The organism is Pseudomonas entomophila (genome assembly GCF_018417595.1).
GTDB classification, from domain to species: Bacteria; Pseudomonadota; Gammaproteobacteria; order Pseudomonadales; family Pseudomonadaceae; genus Aquipseudomonas; species Aquipseudomonas entomophila_C.
In genome coordinates this window covers 5461856-5478723 of the sequence record NZ_CP070982.1, presented here as the reverse complement: position 1 = coordinate 5478723, position 16868 = coordinate 5461856, and the positions used below count along the sequence as shown (strand labels likewise).

Genomic DNA, 16868 nt, shown 5'->3' with positions numbered 1-16868 from the left:
CCCTGTAGGAGCCGGCCTTGCCGGCGAACACCGGCACCTGCCATCGCGGTGCTTGTGTTCGCCAGCAAGCTGGCTCCTGCAGTGTTGGGACAGCGCGTGACTAACGGTGATCGGCCCGAATGCGGAAGGTCAGCTCGCTGATCAGGTTTTCCACCTGCTTGTCCCGCTGTGCCTCCAGCGCGCGGGTCGGTGCCGCCAGTTCATCCAGACTCGCTTGCGGGTGGTCGTACTGCAGGTTGTTGACCGCACTCTGGAACGTGCTCTGGATCTGGGCAAAGGCATCGGCATAGGCATCACGCAGGTAGTCGGTCCAGAAGGGTGTACTGGTGGCGAACTTGAGGAAATCCTCCCCCTCTTCATCTTCCCAGATACGCAAGGCCGCATCGGTGGCGTCCGCCGAACTGACGTCGGCACCGAACATCATTTCGTCCGCCGGCGTCAGCAGGTCCAGGCGCTCAGCCAACAGACGCCGATAGGCCAAGCGGACCTCGGCGGCATCCTGGTGCGGCGACCTGGCGCTGGCGATTTCATCGAGCCGCTGCTGGCGGAACAAGCGACGCAGCAGGCGATACAGACTCGATTCCCGATGTTCGCCGGTCGTCTCCAGCGCCGCCTGGGCGATCAGGTGCTTCTGCTCAACCTGCTGGAATTGCAGCAGCATGCCATCCGGGCAGGTGCCTTCGGCAATCGCGTCCTCGGCAATGGCCTCGAACAATTCACGCTCCGTCGCTTGATTCGCGGCCATGTCCAGCACGCGCCAGACTCGCTCGATGAAGGCGGGCCTGGAATCGGCATTACGATAGGGAACCGAGGTCGTGAGCTGGGTCACCAACTGCAGCAGGTTCTCTGCCTCGCCACCGTCACGCAGTCGTTGCCACTGGTTGCTGCGCGTTTGCCGCAAGCCTGCGCTGCCTTCGAGCCAGGGGGTGACATCCAGGTCGAGCAACGCCGCCCAGGGCGCGTAGCCGTGGCCGTGCGAGCTGCCACTGCTGACGGTGCTGCCCAGGCTGCCAAGCGAGCTGCCAAAGGCGCTGCCGGCCTCGGTGCCCTGTGGCGAGGCCATGAGGATGTCCAAGGGCAGGTCCATGTCGAATGTGAAGCTGCGGTCATAACGTTGCGACAGGTGCGCGGCGCGCATCGTGTCGGCTGTCAGGGGGTTGTCGGTCAGCAGGAGGGCGGTGCTGCCATAGGGGCTGCGTGGGTTGTCCAATACTGCCCGTGGCAGTGTCGTCAGACGGTTCTCTCGCAAATCCAGGGTGAACCTGGGCATCAGGTTGAACAGCCAGTCTGGCCAGCGCTCCAGGCCCATGTTGCGCAGGGCCAGGCGGTCGAGGCGGCTGGGCAGCGCGTTGAGGTTGCGCAATCGATCGCTCAGCACGTTCCCGGAGAGGTCCACCTCGCGCAGCGTGGGGAGGCGTGCAATGAGCGCCATCGCCCGGCGGTCGACCTCCAGGCCGAGGTTCAAGAGGCTGAGTCGAGTGAGCGACTGCAGGTCGGTAAGGGCCTCGGGGAGGCCCAGCAACGGGTGGATATGGCCATCGAGGACCAGGTGGGTGATGTGCGGGAAACGCCGCAGCCACTGATCGAGCTGCTGTGTTGTCAGTTGCACCTGGTTGAGCCGGACAATGTCGACATAAGGGGCGAAGAACGCAGGCAGGGTGGGCGGGAAATCCGCCTGGCGGAAGGTGTCCAATTGCCAGGGTGACAGCGTGTCATCACGCACTCGGCGCTCCCAGAATGTCAGTATCGACTGGCCAATTTCTGTCCTGGCGCGGGTTGTCTGTTCGTCCAGCGGTTGAACGGGGTTGCTCCAGGAGTCGATGGCGTTACGCAGGCCTTGGTACTCTTCGATGATGCGCGTGGTACCCAGGCTGAAGTCGAAGCGGCGCTGGGGCATGCCTTGACTGCGGTACATTTCCAGCAGTTGTGCTGGGCGCAGGGGGTTGCCATCGAGGCGGATCAGCGTACGTTCGGTGGCCCCCTCGACATTGGCCGGCAATGTGTCGGGGACGCGGACCAGGTTGTTGTCCCGCAGCGACAGCGTGCCAATTCTCAGCAACGCAGACTCGTCCAGCCAGGTTGGCCACTGATCGAGGCCCATGCGATCCAGGCCAAAGTGCTCAAGGTACATGCCAGGGAAGCTGAATGTGGCAAGCGGGGCGAACCTGTTGCCGCTCAGGTCGAGGTGACGCAGCTGTTCGCGGCTGGCAAAGCGATCGAGGTCCAGTGGGTACAGCGTCAGGTTCTGGTTGACCAGCCGCAGTTCACTGAGGCGTGGGAAGCTGCTGACGATCAGCGGCAGGCTGTTGGCCAGTTCCGACGCGCCAGCGAGCGCGTCATGCTCGCGTTCGATCTCCAGCGCCGACAGGTTGGGGAAGTGCTGAAACAGATTGCCCAGCTGTGCTTCGTACTGTGTCCAGTTCAGGGGGGGGTTAGTCGAGTAATCGAGCCAAATGTTGTCCAGTTGCAGGCGCTGGACCCGAGAGCCAATGAACTCCGGGAGCTGCCGTGGGAACTCGGCGATGAACATCCTGGCCAGGCGTAGCGTGCCCGTAGGTTCGCCAAGCTCCGGTATGGCACTGTGAGCCCAGTGCTGCCAGAGGGCCATTTCGATCGCTTGCCGGTTGGCGGTCAGCGCGCCTAGCCCGGGTATCTGGCCGGGGCCCGCGAATGCTTCGACCAGGCTCTGACGCAGTTCTTGCTGCTCGGCACGCAGTTGTTCTATACGTGACTGGATCTGCGTGGGCGATAGCTCGGCGCTTTCCAAGGCCATCAGTATGCGTTCCGATGACTGCGCAAATGCTGGTGACAGCGCCATGTCGTCGAGCTGCGACAGCAGAGTGCTGCGGGTGGGCGCCTCGGGAAGCTTACCGTCACCGCTCAGCCGGTAGCCCAGGCGTCCATCGGCCAGGCGCATGGGCGATCGCGGGCCTGGGCGTTGCATTTTCAGCGCTTTGCGCAGGGCCCAGCGGGGTAACAGTGGCGCTTGCCTGAGGCGTTCTGCCAGGGTCTCTGCGTCGGAGATGCCGGCAGCTACCAGTGCCTGGCGCTGGGTTTCAGGGAGGGCGGCGAACAGGGCTTGGTAGAGTGAGCTGTGGGTGGTATCCGGCAAATAGGCGGCTTCAGCGGTCAACCGATATCCCTGTGGGGTGTGGGTAATGATCCTGGCGGATGTCCCTTCTGGGCCGATCCCATCGACCCGGCTGGCCGACAGCCTGCCGCGATGCAGCTCTATGGCCGTGTCGCTGGACCATCCAGGCAAGCGCGGCAAGGAGTGCAGGACCAGCCGCTCGGTGTCGGGGTTGTCCACCGAGCGTAGGTACAGGCCTTCGTAGGCCCGCGTGAGGCGGACCTGCTGCTGCATGAGGCGTGCTTCTTCGCCGATGCGCCTGGGGACCTTACCTGCGCTCAAGGATTGCAGCTCGGCGCTATCGGCATGGCGAAGCAGCTCTTCGACGAATGCATTGGGCAGGTCTTTGTAGATGCGTTGCAGCACGGCTGCGCCTGGCGCCTGGGTTGCGGGTAACCGCCGGTAGTTCTCGGTAAATGTTGAGTGGCGCAAGAATGCGGGCAGCGTGTCCTCCATTTCGCGGTCCAGTCGGAACCGCTCCAAGGTATCCGCGAGCGGTGCCGGTAGTGGTTGGCTTTCGCTCACGACCCGGCGCAGGGCGCCGTCGTCGATGCCACTGACAGCCAGAATCCGTGCGGCATCCTCATCGTCGAATCGCTCGGCTCGGTATCCAAGGCGTTTGAACAGCGTCAGGGCTGGCCACTCCCGGGGGCGGTCCGATTCGTGCAGCCAGGTCCCGGTGCCGTTGTGGCGCAGCGCAGGCGCATAGGCATGGGGATCGCTGGGATGTTCGATCCTGTAAGTGCCAGTCTCGGCAGATCGCTTGAGCGAATAAACCTTGCCGTCCAGGCGTAGCCAGAGCTTGCCATCGTGACGCTGCAGGCCCAGTTCATCCGGGGTGAGCGATGAGGGGAACACGGGTTGCTGCGCATAGGGTGTCAGGTCGGGTTTCCATAGGCGCTTGTTGCCATCCGGCAGTTCGACCTCTATCAACTCTTCGATGAACGACGGCGTCTCAATGGGGGGCGGGGCAGGCACCGGAGTACCTTCCCCGGACGTTTGCGCCGCGCCTCCCAGCTCTGCCTTGATGGCATGCCCGGCCGCGCTACTGAGCGCGAGGAAGGCGATGTTCTCGACCACATCCAGCAGATAGGCAAAAGCCTGCTGGCGGTCATCGTTGGCCCAGCTTTCGACACCTTCATAGACCTCGCTGCCCAGGTGCAGGATCGTCGCCGCCAGCAACAGGTAGCCGACCTCGGGCACGACGAACCCGACGACGTTCAGCGCGCCAAGGGCGATCGACTCGAAATAGGCCAGACGGGCCTTGAAGGTCTTGGCATTCATGGCCAGGGTCGGGACGGCATGGTGCCTGGCGTCGTCACGCAGCCTGGTGAAGTTCTGGTAGAGCATTTCGGTGCGCAACGGGCGGCTGAGCGCGCGCGGCGCGAGAGGCAGTTCGGCCTCAGGGTCGGCTACCCTTTCGTAGATGTTTTTCAGCGTGAAGGTCAGCGGCATCAGGTGATCCTGCACCTTGCTCGCCAGTTGTGCCTTTTGCGCGTCCGGCATGTGGCGGGTGATGACGCTCAGGTCTTGCTGGATTGCATCGCGCAATTGCTGCTTTAGCACCGTGAGCGAAGGGTATTCACGCAGTGGCGATTCAGTTGCGTGCGGGGTGTAGAGCACCACGGTTGGACTGCTCTGGAGCTGGATTAGCACCATGCCGTTCAGCTCGGTGCCCCACAGGGTCAGAAAACTGAACCTGGCCGGGGCCTGCGCTGGCTTGTCCAGGCTCTCCAGCGACGTGGCCAGGATCGCGTCATAGGCGGCTCGGCCGACCTGGCCTTGCAGGAAGGCGCAGTGCACGCTTTGCCTGAAGGCTGACAGTTCGACCTGGCCGAGTGTATCCAGCACCGGAGCCTGGGCGGCGAACCGCTCTTCCCATGAAGCGTCGGTGTCCGCCGACAGGGCGGGGGAGGGGTAGTAGATGTTGTCGATCAGGGCCAGGTACTGACCGCCGATGTCCAGTGTGCGGCACAGGGCGGCGAAGTCCGTCGGTTCGATAGCCACCACATTGTCGAAGGGTGGCCCGCTCCCATAACCCCGCTGGTCGAGGATGACCGAGCGCATGTGCGGCGTAGGGACATCCATGCCGCCGGCTTCGGTGGCCGAAGCCTCGAAGTTCTGCAGCGCATGATGTTTCAGCGAGCGAACGAAATCTTCAGGTTTGGCCTGGCCCGTCTGACGTTGCTGGGCATAGCCGACGGCGTCGAACAGATAGGTGTCCGACACATCCAGTTCAAGCTTGAATCGCTGCTTGATGGCGGCGGCCAGCTGCTCGCTGGCGAACGCTTCCAGGTCGGGCAGGCTGGCGAAAAGGCCCTGTGCCGCGAGATTGCCGGCCCGGTAGCGCTCATGCTCCTGCGCCAGCGCCTTGACGACGTCGGGGTGTTGCAGGCATGCGGCCTTGAACGTGGCGGGGGCTGCCGCGAAGGCTGCGCGCAGGGCCTTGTGTGTGGCGGTTGGCGCGGTTTTCATCCAGGAGGGTGTGTTGCGCTCGATTACCCCATGGTGGAGGAGGTTGCGGGGTGTTGGGTCTGTCGGCATGTGCAGGTCCTTGCTCTGCTTGAGGCTGACCGCACTATCCCGGGTGCCAAGGTCGGTAAAGGGGTAACTATATGTGGCAGGGGCAACGGTGGAGCATGCTCAAAGCGCAATTCAGGTTTATGATGGCCCACGGCCGAACCAAACCTCACACGGAGTGCGCGATGCAGACCCTCTACCCGCAGATCAAACCCTACGCCCGGCACGATCTGGCCGTGGAAGCGCCGCATGTGCTGTATGTCGACGAAAGCGGCTCGCCGGAAGGTCTGCCCGTGGTGTTCATCCACGGTGGCCCGGGTGCCGGTTGCGACGCCCAGAGCCGCTGCTACTTCGACCCCAACCTGTACCGCATCATCACCTTCGACCAGCGCGGCTGTGGCCGCTCCACGCCCCACGCGAGCCTGGAGAACAACACCACCTGGCACCTGGTCGAGGACCTGGAACGTATCCGCGAGCACCTGGGCATCGAAAAATGGGTGCTGTTCGGCGGCTCGTGGGGGTCGACGCTGGCCCTGGCCTACGCCCAGACCCACCCCGAGCGTGTGCATGGCCTGATCCTGCGCGGGATCTTCCTGTGCCGTCCGCAGGAAATCAGCTGGTTCTACCAGGAGGGCGCCAGCCGTCTGTTCCCCGACTACTGGCAGGACTACATCGCGCCGATCCCGCCGGAAGAGCGCGGCGACCTGGTCAAGGCCTTCCACAAGCGCCTGACCGGCAACGACCAGATCGCCCAGATGCATGCCGCCAAGGCCTGGTCCACGTGGGAGGGCCGTACCGCCACCCTGCGCCCGAACCCGTTGGTGGTCGATCGCTTCTCCGAACCGCAGCGCGCCCTGTCGATCGCCCGCATCGAATGCCATTACTTCACCAACAATGCATTCCTCGAGCAGGACCAGCTGATTCGCGACATGCCGAAGATCGCCCACCTGCCGGCGGTGATCGTGCACGGTCGCTACGATGTGATCTGCCCGCTGGACAACGCCTGGGAACTGCATCAGGCCTGGCCGAACAGTGAATTGAAGGTGATCCGCGACGCCGGCCACGCAGCCTCCGAGCCTGGCATCACCGACGCCCTGGTGCGCGCTGCCGATCAGATGGCCCGTCGCCTGCTCGACTTGCCCCTGGAAGAAGCATGAAGGGGTTGATCCAGCGCGTACGCGGCGCGCGGGTGGAAGTGGCGGGGGAGATCGTGGGCGCCATCGACAACGGGTTGCTGGCGCTGGTGGCGGTCGAGCCTGAAGATACGCCCGAGCATGCCGACAAACTGTTGCACAAGCTGCTGAACTACCGGGTGTTCAGCGACGAGCAGGGCAAGATGAACCGCTCGCTGAAGGACATTGGCGGCGGCCTGCTGCTGGTGTCGCAGTTCACCCTGGCCGCCGATACCCGCAACGGCATGCGCCCGAGCTTCTCGACGGCGGCGCCACCGGCCCTCGGCGCCGAGCTGTTCGACTATCTGCTGCTACGTGCGCAGGGTCAGCACCCGGATGTAGCCAGTGGTCGCTTCGGCGCAGATATGCAGGTGCATCTGGTCAATGATGGCCCGGTAACATTTATGTTACAAATATGAGGTCAAAAAACCCTTTGTTTGTCGAAAAACAAGGGGTTTTGTACGATAAATAGTTTGTCCAGCCTGATGCGTTGTAACGCGACCTGCTGGATAATCGCGCGCTGCATGGACCTGCGTTCGCAGGTTCGTTTCACTTTGACTCGAGCATTGTCAGGATCCGTTTGGGGAATCATTACGCCCTCACGGGGTCCGAACAGTGCTCGCCAACCCGGCATTGGTCGCTGGCCGTTGGTTTCATGATCTGTTTTCGGCGAGGATTGCTCGTGATTGTAAGCCCCTGTATTGCACCTAGAATCCCCGGTACCCGGCTGCGCAAGGCCATGCTGGCCGGCGTGGCGCTGGTCGGCCTGATGAGCGCGGGCCAGCTGTGGGCATTCAATCTGGACGATGTTGCAGCCAAGGCAAAGGATCTGGCCGGCCAGAAGTACGAGGCACCGAAGAGCAACCTGCCTCCGGTGTTCCGCGACATGAAGTACGCCGACTACCAGAAGATCCGCTTCCTGCAGGAAAAGGCCGAGTGGGCCAAGGACAAGACGCCGTTCAAGCTCTCGTTCTACCACCAGGGCATGCACTTCGACACGCCGGTGACGATCAACGAGATCACCGCCAACAAAGTCGAAGAGATCAAGTACGACCCGAGCCGCTTCGAGTTCGGCGACGTGCCGCATGACGCCGATGCCACCAAGAACCTCGGCTACGCCGGTTTCCGCGTGCTCTACCCGATCAACAAGGCCGACAAGCAGGACGAGATCATGACCCTGCTTGGCGCCAGCTACTTCCGCGTGGTCGGCAAGGGCCACCGCTATGGCCTGTCGGCCCGTGGCCTGGCCATCGACACCGCGCTGCCGTCCGGTGAAGAGTTCCCGCGCTTCCGCGAGTTCTGGATCGAGAAGCCCAAGCCGAAAGACAAGCACCTGGTGATCTACGCGCTGCTGGATTCGCCGCGTTCCACCGGCGCCTACAAGCTCACCCTGCGTCCGGGCGAAGACACCCTGGTCGACGTCAAGTCGCGCGTCTACCTGCGTGACAACGTCAGCCGCCTGGGCATCGCGCCGCTGACCAGCATGTACCTGTTCGGCCCCAACCAGCCGTCGAAAGTCATGAACTACCGCCCGGCCTTGCACGATTCCGAAGGCCTGTCGATCCATGCCGGCAACGGCGAGTGGCTGTGGCGCCCGCTGAACAACCCGAAACACCTGGCCGTGAGCAACTTCAGCGTCGAGAACCCGCGTGGTTTCGGCCTGCTGCAGCGCCAGCGCGACTTCAGCGACTACGAAGACCTCGACGACGAATACGAGAAGCGCCCAAGCACCTGGATCGAACCAAAAGGCGACTGGGGCAAGGGTACCGTCGATCTGGTCGAGATCCCGACCGCCGACGAGACCAATGACAATATCGTGGCGTTCTGGAGCCCGGAAAAACTGCCGGAAGTAGGCAAGCCGTTCGAGTACGACTACCGCCTGCGCTGGACTATCAAGGAAGACCAGTTGCACTCGCCTGAGCTGGGCTGGGTCAAGCAGACCCTGCGTTCCACCGGCGACGTCAAGCAGTCCAACCTGATCCGTCAGGCCGATGGCACCGTCGCTTTCCTGGTCGACTTCATCGGCCCGAACCTGGCCACCCTGCCGGCGGACACCGCCGTGCGCAGCCAGGTCAGCGTCGGCGACAACGCCGAAGTGGTCGAGAACAACCTGCGCTACAACCCGGAAACCAAGGGCTGGCGCCTGACCCTGCGCCTGAAGGTGCAGGACCCGAAGAAAGCCACCGAGATGCGTGCCGCGCTGCTGCGTGACGTACCGGTGGAGGCGCCCAAGCCCGCCAAGGACAGCAAGCAGGACAAGGCCGCGGCCAAGCATGCCCACGCCAAGGCCGAAAAGGCCAAGGCCGAGCAGCCTGCCGAGCAACCCGCCGCCGACGCGGCATCCACCAACGGGACCCCGGCCACCACCGAGAAAGTGCTGACCGAGACCTGGAGCTATCAGTTGCCTGCCGATGAGTAACTCAAGCGCAAGGCCGGAATCGCTGAGCGAGTACCTGGCCCACCTCCCCCTGAGCGACGAGCAGCGCGCGGAACTCGCCCGCTGCACCTCGTTCAGCGAGCTGCACCAACACCTGGCGGCCCAACCGGCCGCCGGCACCACCGAGGCCGCCCAGGCCTCGGTGGGCCCGCGTCTGACCGTCGGCAGCGCCGCCGAGCTGGAGGAGGCCGAAATGCTCGGCGTCGACGCCAGCGGGCGGCTGTGCCTGAAGATCGCCCCGCCGATCAAGCGCACCAAGGTCGTTCCCGAACCGTGGCGCACCAACGTGCTGATCCGCATGTGGCGGCGCATGACCGGCCGCACCAACGCCCCGCAGCCGCCCAAGCGCGAGCTGCCGCCGGCGCGCTGGCGCACGGTCGGTTCGATCCGCCGCTACATCCTGCTCACCCTGATGATCGGCCAGACCCTCGTCGCCGGCTGGTACATGAAGGGCATCCTGCCGTACCAGGGCTGGTCGTTCGTCGACTTCGACGAAATCGTCCACCAGCCGTTCTGGGACACGGTGGTCCAGGTCTGGCCCTATGCCTTGCAGACCTCCATCCTGGTGCTCTTCGGCATCCTCTTCTGCTGGGTGTCGGCGGGCTTCTGGACCGCGTTGATGGGCTTCCTCGAGCTGCTCACCGGGCGTGACAAATACAAGATTTCCGGCAGCAGTGCCGGCAACGAGCCGATCGCCCCCGAAGCGCGTACCGCGCTGGTGATGCCGATCTGCAACGAAGATGTGCCGCGCGTGTTCGCCGGCCTGCGCGCAACGTTCGAGTCGGTGGCCGCCAGCGGCAACCTCGACCGTTTCGACTTCTTCGTGCTCAGCGACACCAACGACACAGACATCGCCGTCGCCGAACAACAGGCCTGGCTGGACGTGTGCCGCGAGGCGAAAGGCTTCGGCCGCATCTTCTACCGTCGCCGCCGCCGCCGCGTGAAGCGCAAGAGCGGCAACCTCGACGACTTCTGCCGTCGCTGGGGTGGCGAGTACAAGTACATGGTCGTGCTCGACGCCGACAGCGTCATGAGCGGCGAGTGCCTGAGCAGCCTGGTGCGCCTGATGGAGGCCAACCCGGACGCCGGCATCATCCAGACCGGGCCGAAGGCCTCGGGCATGGACACCCTGTATGCGCGCCTGCAACAGTTCGCCACCCGCGTGTACGGCCCGCTGTTCACTGCCGGCCTGCATTTCTGGCAACTGGGCGAGTCGCACTACTGGGGCCACAACGCGATCATCCGCATGAAGCCGTTCATCGAGCACTGCGCCCTGGCGCCGTTGCCGGGCAAGGGGGCCTTCGCCGGTGCGATCCTCTCCCACGACTTCGTCGAAGCCGCGCTGATGCGCCGTGCCGGCTGGGGCGTGTGGATCGCCTACGACCTGCCGGGCAGCTATGAAGAGTTGCCACCCAACCTGCTCGACGAACTCAAGCGTGACCGTCGCTGGTGCCACGGCAACCTGATGAACTTCCGCCTGTTCCTGGTCAAGGGCATGCACCCGGTACACCGTGCGGTGTTCCTCACCGGGGTGATGTCGTACCTGTCGGCGCCACTGTGGTTCCTGTTCCTGGTGCTGTCGACCGCGCTGCTGGCGACCAACACGCTGATGGAACCGCAATACTTCATCGAGCCGTTCCAGCTCTACCCGCTATGGCCGCAGTGGCACCCGGAGAAAGCCATCGCGCTGTTCTCCACCACCATCGTGCTGCTGTTCCTGCCCAAGTTGCTCAGCGTCATCCTGATCTGGGCCAAGGGCGCCACCGAGTTTGGCGGGCGCATCAAGGTCACCCTGTCGATGCTGCTGGAGATGTTGTTCTCCATGCTGCTGGCGCCGGTGCGGATGATCTTCCACACCCGCTTCGTGCTGGCCGCGTTCCTCGGCTGGGCGGCGACCTGGAATTCGCCGCAGCGTGACGACGACTCCACCCCATGGAGCGAAGCGGTGCGCCGCCATGGTCCGCAGACACTGCTGGGCATTGCCTGGGCGAGCCTGGTTGCCTGGCTGAACCCGAGCTTCCTGTGGTGGCTGGCGCCGATCGTCGGCTCGCTGGTGCTGTCGATCCCCGTTTCGGTGATTTCCAGCCGCGTGCGCCTGGGCCTGGCGGCCAGGGACGAGAAGCTGTTCCTCATCCCCGAGGAATACGCCACCCCGCCCGAGCTGCTGGCCACCGACCAGTACACCCACGAGAACCGCTGGCATGCCCTGCATGACGGCTTCGTGCGTGCCGTGGTCGACCCGCGCCAGAATGCCCTGGCCTGCGCCATGGCCACCGCGCGTCACGGCCAGGCCGCACCGATCGAGGCGCTGCGCGCGGAACGCGTTGCCAAGGCGCTGGAAGTCGGCCCGAAAGGCCTGGACGGCAACACCCGTCTGGCCCTGCTGAGCGACCCGGTGGCGCTGTCGCGCCTGCACGAGCGGGTCTGGGCCGAGCACAACGCGGCCTGGATCGATGTGTGGCGTGCGTCGATTGACAACGATCCGCACTCGCCGCTGTTGCCGCTGCATCCGGAGAACGTGGCTCAGCCAGCCCTGGCGTGAGTCTGATCCAAGCCGGCTCCTACAGGTTCACCCTCGACCTCGTAGGAGCCGGCTTGCCGGCGAACAAGGGGCGACACCCCCCCGCCTTCTTATTGTTTTTTTGGCCAACAAAGTCCCCACCGGCTCTAGGTCCCAGCCCACGCATGCGTTAGCATCCCACCCGACATTACGCATCGGTCTGTCAGGCCATGCTTACAAGAACAAATCGTGTACTTCTTGCTAGGGGACTTGGTGATGATGAAGAAATACCTGTCGCGGCTGCTGGTCGGTGCGACCGCCCTCATCGCGGTAACCGCCGCCCAGGCCGGCGCCATCGACGACGCGGTCAAGCGCGGCACCCTGCGTGTAGGCATGGACCCGACCTACATGCCGTTCGAGATGACCAACAAGCGCGGCGAGATCATCGGCTTCGAAGTCGACATTCTCAAGGCGATGGCCAAGTCCATGGGTGTCAAGCTGGAGACCGTCTCCACCGCCTACGACGGCATCATCCCGGCCCTGCTGACCGACAAGTTCGACTTCATCGGCAGCGGCATGACCCTCACCCAGGAGCGCAACCTGCGCCTGAACTTCAGCGAACCCTTCATCGTCGTCGGCCAGACCCTGCTGATCCGCAAGGAGCTGGTGGGCGAGATCAAGTCGTACAAGGACCTGAACAACGAGAAGTACCGCATCACCTCCAAGCTGGGCACCACCGGCGAGATGGTCTCCAAGAAGCTGATCGGCAAGGCCAAGTACCACGGCTACGACAACGAGCAGGAAGCGGTGATGGACGTGGTCAACGGCAAGGCCGACGCCTTCGTCTACGACGCGCCGTACAACGTGGTGGCCGTGGAAAAGGCCGGTGCCGGCAAGCTGGCGTTCCTGGAAGAACCCTTCACCTACGAGCCGCTGGCCTTCGGCCTGAAGAAAGGCGACTACGACAGCATTAACTTCATCAACAATTTCCTGCACCAGATCAAGCATGACGGAACCTACGATCGTATCCACGACAAGTGGTTCAAGAACAAGGACTGGCTGAAGGAAATGGAATAAGGCCCGGGCCACAAGCCCAGGCTCTGACCCTGACGCGCAGGTGGCGCCGAGGGTGGCAGGTCGAGGACAGCGGATGTTTTAGCTGGCCTCTTCGCGGGTAAACCCGCTCCCACAGGTGGCGCCAAACCGTGTAGGAGCGGGTTTACCCGCGAAGAGGCCAGCAAGTACAGCGCACACTTCGCAGGCCACCGCCAAAGCTCCACCCGGCGCGTTTCTTTTTTTGCGGAAGTACCCCAAGTGATCAAACACAAGAAAGCCCAGTGGCCCTGGCATGGGTTGACCGCGCTGGTCCTGGTGGGCCTGGCGTTCAGCCTGTACCTGGCCACCTCGATGATATCCTACGAGTGGCGCTGGAACCGCGTTCCGCAATACTTCGCCTACAAGGCCGAGGAAACCCAGCGTGCCGCCAACCCAGGCACGATCGAGGAAATCGTGGTGTCCGGCGACAACGCCCGGGTCACCCTGAAAGATGAAGGCGGTGACACCCAGGTCATCGACGTTGCCAAGGATAGCCTGCTGCTGGCCCGTGGCGATGATGTCGCCGAAGGCGACGCTATCGGCGTGACTCGCCATTGGGCTGCTGGCCCCTTGGCCTGGGGCCTGTGGACCACCCTGTGGATTTCGGTGATCTCCGGCGCCCTGGGCCTGGTGATCGGCCTGTTCGCTGGCTTGTGCCGGCTGTCGAACAACCCGACCCTGCGCGACCTGTCCACGGTCTACGTCGAACTGGTGCGCGGCACGCCGTTGCTGGTGCAGATCTTCATCTTCTACTTCTTCATCGGTACCGTGCTCAACCTGTCCCGTGAATTCGCCGGGGTTGCGGCCTTGGCGCTGTTTACCGGTGCCTACGTGGCCGAGATCGTCCGTGCCGGCGTGCAGTCGATCGCCAAGGGCCAGAACGAAGCGGCGCGCTCGCTGGGCCTGAACGGCAGCCAGTCGATGCGCCACGTGATCCTGCCCCAGGCCTTCAAGCGCGTGCTGCCACCGCTGGCCGGGCAGTTCATCAGCCTGGTGAAGGATACTTCGCTGGTGTCGGTGATCGCCATCACCGAGCTGACCAAGAGCGGCCGCGAGGCCATCACCACGTCGTTCTCGACCTTCGAGATCTGGTTCTGCGTGGCAGGCCTGTACCTGCTGATCAACCTGCCGCTGTCGCACATCGCCAGCCGGCTCGAGCGGAGGCTTGCGCAAAGTGATTGAAGTCCGTGACCTGCTGAAAGTCTTCGACACCCGCGGCATGGTGGTGCGTGCGGTGGACAACGTCACCACCCGCGTCGCCAAGGGCGAGGTGGTGGTAGTGCTCGGGCCTTCGGGCTCGGGCAAGTCGACCTTCCTGCGCTGCCTGAACGGCCTGGAGCATTTCGACGACGGCCATGTGGCCATCGACGGCCTGCAGCTGGACGACCCGAAGACCGATATCAACGCCTATCGCCGTGAAGTCGGCATGGTATTCCAGCACTTCAACCTGTTCCCGCACATGACTGTGCTGGAGAACCTGTGCCTGGCGCAGAAGGTGGTGCGCAAGCGCGGCAAGGCCGAGCGCGAGGCCAAGGCGCGGGCGCTGCTGGAGAAGGTTGGCATTGCCCAGAAGGCCAACGAGTACCCGTCGCGGCTCTCGGGCGGCCAGCAACAGCGGGTGGCCATCGCCCGTGCCCTGGCGATGGACCCGAAGGTGATGCTGTTCGACGAGCCGACTTCGGCGCTCGACCCGGAAATGGTCGGCGAGGTGCTGGACGTGATGAAGACCCTGGCCCAGGAAGGCATGACCATGGTCTGTGTCACCCACGAAATGGGCTTCGCCCGGGAAGTGGCTGACCGTGTGCTGTTCTTCGACCATGGCAAGCTGCTGGAAGACTCGGCGCCGCAGGAGTTCTTTGCCGCGCCGAAGGATCCGCGCGCGCAGGCGTTCCTGCGTCAGGTGCTCTGATCTTGTAGGTGCTGCGAGTACCTCGTGGGAGCGGGCTTGCCCTGCGATGAGGCCGACGCTGGCAACGGCGACGCCTGGCACGGGCTTCGCCCGTGTTCGCGGGCAAGCCCGCTCCCACGACCGTTCTGCGAATCCATGTGTGTCAAAGGCTGAACCGCCCCACCATCCCCCGCAACGCCCGCCCCAGCTGTTCCAACTCACCACTTGAAGCCGCTGTCTGCTCACTGGCTTCATGGGTCTGATCGGACACATCCCGCACATTCATCACGCTGCGATTGATCTGCTCGGCTACCACGCTTTGCTGTTCGCTGGCGGTGGCAATCTGCTGGTTCATGCCCTGGATGGTCGACACGGTTTCGGTGATCTGCCCCAGTGCATCGCCCGCCTGGCGGCTGAGTTCGACGCTCTGCTCGGTGAGCTGCCTGCTGTCGTCCAGTAGCCCCATTACCTGGTCGGTGCCGCTGTGCAGGTTGTCGATCAATTGCTCGATCTCCTCGGTGGACTGCTGGGTGCGCTGGGCCAGGCCGCGTACCTCGTCGGCGACCACGGCGAAGCCGCGTCCGGCCTCTCCGGCCCGCGCCGCCTCGATGGCGGCATTCAGCGCCAGCAGGTTGGTCTGCGCGGACACCGACTTGATCACATCGAGGATCGAACCGATGCGTTGGCTTTCCCCGGCCAGGTGGCCCATGGCGGCCTGGCAGTGTTCCATCTGCCCGGCCAGTTGCTCGATGCGCCCGACCGCCTGGGCCACCACCTGGTCGCCCCGTTGCGCCTGCTCATCGGCCGCAGTCGCCGCCCGCGAGGCCTGCTCAGCGTTCTGCGCCACTTCCTGGACCGTGGCGCTCATCTGGTTCATCGCCGTGGCCACCTGGTCGGTTTCCTCTTTCTGCTGGCCGACCCTGAGCTGGGTCTGCTCGCTGACGGTCGCCAGCTCATCGACAGCCTTGGACAGCTGGGTCACACCATGGTCGATACCCCCCAGCAGGTCGCGCAGGCTCAAGGTCATCGCGCGCATGCTGCCTTGCAGTTGCCCCAGTTCGTCATGGCGTATTACCTCGTCGACCTGGCTCAGGTCGCCTTGGGCGATACGTTCGGCCTGACGCAGGGCCTGTTTCAGCGGCACGGTGATCTGCTGACTGATCACCCAGGCGGCCAGGGCGCCGATCAGCAGGGCCAGCAGGGCGACGCTGGTCATCAGGCTGCGGGCGGCCAGGGCCTGCTCATCGCGCTGCTCGATCTGGTGATTGCTCAGGGCCTGGCTGCTGGTGGTGATCTGGTTGCCCAGCTGTTCCATGTCGTTCTGCAGCTGTTCGACGATGATCGCTGCCTTGGCATACTGGCTGAGCTGTTCGCGAAAGCGGGCCAGGTTGCTGGCTACAGGGTCGGGCAGGGTGCTGTCGAGATCGACGCGAGGCAACCACTGGCGCAGTTGCTCGAGGGTGGTCTCGGCTCTGCTTGCAGCGTTCTGGCCGACCTGTTCGAAGGCTTGCAGCGGTTTGCTGTAATAGGCCGGAACAGAGGCCTGCTGGCTGGCGATTTCCACCTGCCGCTCAAGGGCTTCGATGAAGTTGAGGGCTTCCCCCTGGGCGGTGGTCTGGTTCAGGCGCTTCATGAACTGGCCTTGCAGGTCGCTGATAGCGTGTTCCAGTTCACCGGTTTGTCCTTGCAACGCGTCGTGCCGCTGTTGTCGGGCCTGCAAGGCGTGCTGGAGCTTGTCGAAGTCGCTCCGGTAGCGGCCGACGATTTCGCCCTTTTCAGTCAACAGGCGCACATCTTCCGGGGCGCTGTAACGCGGGAGCATGTTGGCCAGCAGGCTTTCGACCTGGCTGAGTGTCTGGGCTAGCTGGGCGCGGCTTTCGTCGTCACCGAGCACTCGGAAGGTGATGCGCTCAGCGCGCAGGTCCTTGCTGTAGTCGTTGAGCTGGGCGATCTGGGTGAGTTTTTCCGAGCGGTCGATGGCATCGTCGAGGGCGAGCCAGCCGGTCAGGGTGGTCAATGAGGTGAGCAGCAGGACCACGGCAAAGCCCATGGTCAGCTTGAGGCGCACGCTGAGGTGGCCAAGCAGGCGGTTGAAAGGTCCGAGCATGGTGAGTCTCCGGCGAATG

Annotated in this window: 9 protein-coding genes; 7 read left to right on the top strand and 2 right to left on the bottom strand. The window is 64.0% G+C overall.

Going from position 1 to position 16868, the window contains the following annotated elements; genetic code table 11:
* Positions 1-100 precede the first annotated feature (100 nt).
* Positions 101-5674, bottom strand: coding sequence for an NEL-type E3 ubiquitin ligase domain-containing protein (locus tag JYG34_RS24010; protein ID WP_213658646.1), 5574 nt, complete (start codon positions 5672-5674; stop codon positions 101-103).
* Between the two features lie 161 nt (positions 5675-5835).
* On the opposite strand from JYG34_RS24010, the gene pip reads away from it, so the two are divergent.
* The 7 genes from pip (at position 5836) to JYG34_RS23975 (ending at position 14763) form a co-directional block, all read left to right on the top strand.
* Complete coding sequence (gene pip, locus JYG34_RS24005; RefSeq protein WP_011536083.1) at positions 5836-6807, top strand: prolyl aminopeptidase; 972 nt, start codon at positions 5836-5838, stop codon at positions 6805-6807.
* A complete protein-coding gene (dtd, locus tag JYG34_RS24000; RefSeq protein WP_213658645.1) occupies positions 6804-7241 on the top strand; it encodes a D-aminoacyl-tRNA deacylase in 438 nt (145 codons plus the stop codon). Before pip ends, dtd begins: the two co-directional genes overlap by 4 nt.
* 263 nt (positions 7242-7504) lie before the next feature.
* Complete coding sequence (locus JYG34_RS23995) at positions 7505-9241, top strand: glucan biosynthesis protein G (RefSeq protein ID WP_213658644.1); 1737 nt, start codon at positions 7505-7507, stop codon at positions 9239-9241.
* Positions 9234-11801, top strand: a complete 2568-nt coding sequence (mdoH, locus tag JYG34_RS23990) for a glucans biosynthesis glucosyltransferase MdoH (protein WP_213658643.1) — start codon at positions 9234-9236, stop codon at positions 11799-11801. The genes JYG34_RS23995 and mdoH overlap by 8 nt, the downstream gene beginning before the upstream one ends.
* Positions 11802-12038: 237 nt before the next feature.
* The gene (locus tag JYG34_RS23985; protein ID WP_044488904.1) at positions 12039-12836 is read left to right on the top strand and encodes a transporter substrate-binding domain-containing protein; all 798 of its coding nucleotides are present in this window, start codon (positions 12039-12041) and stop codon (positions 12834-12836) included.
* A 237-nt stretch (positions 12837-13073) separates the two neighbouring features.
* Positions 13074-14036, top strand: coding sequence for an amino acid ABC transporter permease (locus tag JYG34_RS23980; RefSeq protein ID WP_213658642.1), 963 nt, complete (start codon positions 13074-13076; stop codon positions 14034-14036).
* Positions 14029-14763 carry an amino acid ABC transporter ATP-binding protein gene (locus JYG34_RS23975; RefSeq protein ID WP_213661250.1) on the top strand — a complete coding sequence of 245 codons (735 nt, stop codon included), beginning with the start codon at positions 14029-14031 and terminating at the stop codon, positions 14761-14763. The genes JYG34_RS23980 and JYG34_RS23975 overlap by 8 nt, the downstream gene beginning before the upstream one ends.
* A 142-nt stretch (positions 14764-14905) precedes the next feature.
* Here JYG34_RS23975 and JYG34_RS23970 read toward each other — a convergent pair whose 3' ends face one another.
* On the bottom strand, positions 14906-16849 hold the full coding sequence (locus tag JYG34_RS23970; protein ID WP_213658641.1) for a methyl-accepting chemotaxis protein: 1944 nt from the start codon (positions 16847-16849) through the stop codon (positions 14906-14908).
* Positions 16850-16868 lie beyond the last annotated feature (19 nt).